3 protein-coding genes are annotated in these 4,387 nt (G+C 30.4%); all 3 read left to right on the top strand.

Annotation, left to right across the window (positions count from 1 at the left end; all coding sequences use genetic code 11):
• The first annotated feature begins 645 nt into the window (after positions 1–645).
• The 3 genes from Q0T35_RS11015 (at position 646) to Q0T35_RS11005 (ending at position 4,214) form a co-directional block, all read left to right on the top strand.
• Positions 646–1,548, top strand: coding sequence for a peptidoglycan amidohydrolase family protein (locus Q0T35_RS11015; RefSeq protein WP_295843124.1), 903 nt, complete (start codon positions 646–648; stop codon positions 1,546–1,548).
• Between the two features lie 2 nt (positions 1,549–1,550).
• Positions 1,551–2,804, top strand: coding sequence for a hypothetical protein (locus Q0T35_RS11010; protein WP_295843122.1), 1,254 nt, complete (start codon positions 1,551–1,553; stop codon positions 2,802–2,804).
• A gap of 102 nt (positions 2,805–2,906) precedes the next feature.
• Positions 2,907–4,214 (top strand): CHAP domain-containing protein, encoded by a 1,308-nt coding sequence (locus Q0T35_RS11005; RefSeq protein WP_295843121.1) that lies wholly within the window; start codon positions 2,907–2,909, stop codon positions 4,212–4,214.
• The last annotated feature ends 173 nt before the right edge of the window (positions 4,215–4,387 follow it).

Raw genomic sequence — 4,387 nt, 5'->3', positions numbered from 1 at the left:
AAAATTCAGGAATTTTCAAAATTTTAATTATTGTTTATACAATACATCGTATTAGAGAGAGAATAGGTTAGCCCAAGATGCAAAGAAGATTTTACAGTAGATATATTAAAGAAGGTATATAAATCGGCCTCAACCAAACATTTAGAAGAACTGGCAGTAGCTTTAAACAAGTATAAAGATATATTTAAACTAGATACCTGTGCTCGCAAGGCACATTTCTTTGCACAATCGCGTCAGGAAGCAGGATTATCTCTAGCCTCAGGACTAAGAGGAGAAAGTTTTAATTATATAGTATCAGGATTATCCGGAGCAGGATTAAAAGCTTTTGAACAAGTCCCAGGAGGTAAAGATATAGCTAATAAGCATGCAAGGAAAAATAGAAGTGATCCGGCAGTATCAGAATCCAGTCAAATAATCTTAGCCAATTGGGCATATGGATACCATTATTCAACAGGAAAGAATTTTAAAAATCGTGGAGCGAATGATGGTTGGAACTTTAGAGGGCGGGGCTTATTCCAGATAACAGGAAGAAGTACCTATGAAGAAGTACAGAAAATAATAGAAGCTTATGCAAAAGATTCAGGTATTAATATTTACAAGAAGTATGATAGCCCCGATAAAGCTATTAGCGTAAAAGACGGTTGGATGACACCCGAAGAAGCAGCTTTAACCGGGATGATAGACTGGTTTAAAGATGGCATGTACCTGGAAGCAGATCAAACAGGAAAAATGCCTGATGATCAAGTGGTGGATTCAATTATAAAGATTATTAATAAAAAAACATTATCTTACCCTGAAAGGAGAGTATGGTATAGAGGAGGAAAAGCAGGGAATTTAACAGTTAGCGAATCAAATTCAACCAAGTCAATTTTTAGGGTAGAAGAATGCGGGAAAGTAGATGAACCTTTGAAATATGAAAACTCAGATTTAAAGATACAAGAGGGCATAAAATGGTTATTAAGTAAATGTATAGACCAAACAGAAGTAAACAAAAAGCCATATAAAGTAACTTATAAAAACGACGATGATAGAATTTCGGAGAAAGGAGAAAATACGATGGATTGTTCGGAATTAGTATGCCGTTATTTACAGAAAATAGAATGGAGTAAAAAGGTAATGGGAGGTAATACTCGAATACTCTATGAATTTGCAGAAAAATACCCTATCTACTTACAAAAACATGACGATTTAGATTATAAGCCCCAAATAGGAGATATATTTATCTGGAAGAGTTCTTCAGGAATGGGGCATACCGGAGTGATCATTGATTATGAAGAAATACCTAATGAAAAGGGAATAGATAAGGTGGTAACCACTGTGGAAGCAATAAGTTCAAGTGAAATTCCATATGGGATGGAAAAAAAATTGACAATGGGAGGGGTGATTAAATTAAAATGGAAAAAGGATTCATACCATTTATTGGATCATAAAGTAACTGCCCAAAGAAGTCCCTGCCGATTTTATACACCGTTAATACATTACAGTAAAGCAGATAAAAAGGTAAATTGGAATAAAAATAATTATAGTTTTGAAATAATAAAGAAATAATTATGAAAAAAAGAATAATATTTTTCGGTTTATTTATATTATTTTTTTCCTGTAGAGGGGAAGAAAATAAGAAAGAAGAAAAAAAAGAAAAGCCTATTATAGAAATTGCACAAAATACACAAATGGATAATATTGGTTTACAAAATACGCAAAAGGATAGCATTAATTTACAAAAAATAGAAGAACATATAGAACTACAAAAAAGAGTATTTGTAGAAGATCATATTCCTGACAATGAATATATAGCCACACAAGAGGATTTAGATTTACAACTACCTTTATTAGAAAAATCATTAGAGAATAGCGGTTATAAATTCCCGGATTATTCCTTATTTAAAGAGAGGATAAAGTATGTATTTGGAATAGATATAGACAAAAGTGAAGAAAATATTATTACATTATATGCAGAAGAACCAGTCTATGACAAGGGAAAAGCATATACGGATGAAGAAATAAAACATATACTATTAAAAGAAACGAATCTAACTTTTGATCAATTTAAATATAGTTTTTCAAGTATAGATTGGAATTTATTTATAGATAAACAAAGGAAAATAATAACTCCTATGGTATTTCTGAATGATTTAATAAAAATTAAGGGGAAAGATAAAAAAGAGTATAGTATACAACAAAATTTAAAAGTATTATCCTTAAATAAATATTTAATATATAATGACAAAGCTAGTTTAAATTATTTATTACCTAGAGAAGCATATTTATCAAGGTCATTATTATTAAATTTTAATTATGACAAGGAAGATAAAATTAATGAAAATGTAATGGATAGTTTATATACTACCTATAACCATAGTCAACATATAAGAAAATCAGAAATTAGATCATTGATTTTTGTAATGAGAAATAAACCCGGTCAAGACCGAAGCCGTTTATACCTAAGAGAAGGAATATTAAAAACCATTGAAAATATAACCAATGAAAATGAGGGCAAATATGCTATAGATTTAATGAATGCATTAGTAGAATTAGTAGATAGAAAGCGAGAAGGAAAAAATATAGGTTGGACGAATGAAGAACTATACAAAATAGTAGCCTATGCAGTGAATTATATAGATCCATTGTATTGGAAGTATCATAAATCAGAAACAGTAGTATGGGGTAGGGGAGATATATTAGGGTCCTATGATTCTTTATTATCAGAAAAAGAATGGGAAGCAATGTTAAAACAATTTAAGGAAAATAATTATTATAATTTACCTAATTTAAAAGGCTTAGTAAAAAGAATAATGAATTGGTAGAATAAAAATATCATTTCTCCCATATGAGAGGAAAGGGGAAATGCTAAGAAGACAAGAACATGTTATTGCGATCGTGATTTTACAGAAGAAGAAGTAAGGTCTTTGGTAAAAACAATAAAAGGAAGAGAAGTAATTTGGGAAGGATTAAAAGAATCATGTCAGGTGGAGGATAAAACCTTTAAAAGCCTAACTTTTGAGTTAAACAAAATGTTTCGCAAATACAATATAAATAAATGTATACAAAAGATAACTTTTTTAGCACAGGTAAACGCTGAGACAGGCTTTTTTTCAATTTCACATGAAGAATTGAGCAAATATTTATCCAGTAAATCAAAATATAAAGGAAGAGGATTAATTCAATTAACCGGAAATCTAAATAAGGCAAAAACATCCTACGATGAACCTGGCCCTTATAAGGAATATGGAATATATATAGGGGATGAAAACAAGTTTATAAACAATCCTAATTTGATTGCAACCAATTTGCATTATACTGTAGATAGTTCCGGATGGGAATGGAGTGTATCTAAAAGAGCTTTGACCTATACAAAAGATTATAAAAACGCATCAAAAAATGCAGATGCAAAATGGAAGCAAGAAACGTTTCCTAAAGGAGTAGGAAAGACTTTAAATGAAATAGCTCTAGCCTATGAAGAAACAGGAGAAGAAAAATATTTTTGGTTTCAATCTAAAATACTAAATGGATACTCACTATCAGATAGGAATTCACCAGATCCTCATGGATGGTCTAAACGAAAAGAAGGTCTACGAAAGTTAAAACAGTGGTTTAAGTATGATAAGAATATTTGTAATGGAGAAAAGGAGTTGGAATATGAAGAAGAAGATGGAGTTTTAGCAAAAATGAAGAAAATAGTAGACAAACATTATAAATATAAACAGGAGACCAATAAATATAGGACAGAAGTAAGTGATAAAGGATTGGAATTTATGGATTGTTCGGAATTAGTTAGTCGATATTTATATGAATTAGGGATAGGTATAAATAAAACAAAGAATGAACCTATTTATATGACAACAGCTGATATGACAACAGAAAAAGCCTTCAGGAATAAATTAGGAAACGAAAATATAGATTTAGTAGGAAAAGAAGAAAGTTTCAAACCCCAAAGAGGAGATATATTTGCTTGGGGATATTCTACTGGAAGCGGATGGAGTGGTCATACAGGCATTGTTTATAAATACGATGAGAAAAAAGATTTGGTTACCATATTGGAAGCAATAGGGAAGAAAGGAAGTGCTGATGAATCTCAAAATACAGTTTCTAATGGAGGATTTCCAGGAACAAGACAAACTCGAACAGCCGTATTTAAACGTACAAGTAAAGCATTAGTAAATCATAAAGGTTGGTTTGGATATTACAGGCCTAAAAACTATACAAAAAAATTATAAAATGAAAAAGATATTATTATTACAATTTTATCTATTTTTTCTGATTTTAAGTTGTCAGGGAAAAATGAGAATAGAAAATGAGCCCCATCAAGTTAATGAAGAAGAAAAAAATGGGACACATCAAGTTAATGAAGAAGAAAAAATAGAAATAAAAAAAGATACTATGAAAGATT

Origin of the sequence: uncultured Apibacter sp., assembly GCF_946479295.1 — a bacterium.
Lineage (GTDB): Bacteria > Bacteroidota > Bacteroidia > Flavobacteriales > Weeksellaceae > Apibacter.
Note: the sequence above shows the minus strand (reverse complement) of the source record. Positions and strands in the feature narration are given on the sequence as shown.

Bases quoted from the DNA above. Each gene is read 5' to 3' on its own strand.
- Q0T35_RS11015 (WP_295843124.1), top strand. From the start codon at position 646: ATGACACCCGAAGAAGCAGCTTTAACCGGGATGATAGACTGGTTTAAA.
- Q0T35_RS11010 (WP_295843122.1), top strand. From the start codon at position 1,551: ATGAAAAAAAGAATAATATTTTTCGGTTTATTTATATTATTTTTTTCC.